1 protein-coding gene is annotated in these 229 nt (G+C 65.1%); it reads right to left on the bottom strand.

Annotated elements, in window-relative coordinates:
- Positions 1-27: 27 nt before the first annotated feature.
- On the bottom strand, positions 28-229 hold a 202-nt coding region (locus ACTFO6_RS20190; protein WP_439936034.1), incomplete at its 5' end, for an MbcA/ParS/Xre antitoxin family protein.

Genomic DNA, 229 nt, shown 5'->3' with positions numbered 1-229 from the left:
ACGGCGCCGATCAGCTCGCCGAACACCTTACCTGCCGCGTTCGAAGTCCAGGTAACGGCGTACCGCCAGGATGCCTTCGTAGCCGTATCGCTTCATGATCTCCAGCGGCGTGCGGTGGTCGAAGCGGCGGTTCGGCGCGGTGACCCAGCGGTAGGCGAGCTCCCGGTCGTGGGGAAAGAGGATCCGCAGCGCTTTATGGATGCCCAGCAGATGCCCCACTCGGGAGATC

The sequence above is a fragment of the Pelomicrobium sp. G1 genome (assembly GCF_051905455.1).
Classification (GTDB): Bacteria; Pseudomonadota; Gammaproteobacteria; order Burkholderiales; family UBA6910; genus Pelomicrobium.
The sequence above is the reverse complement of the archived record's forward strand: the minus strand, read 5'-3'. Positions and strand labels throughout refer to the sequence as shown.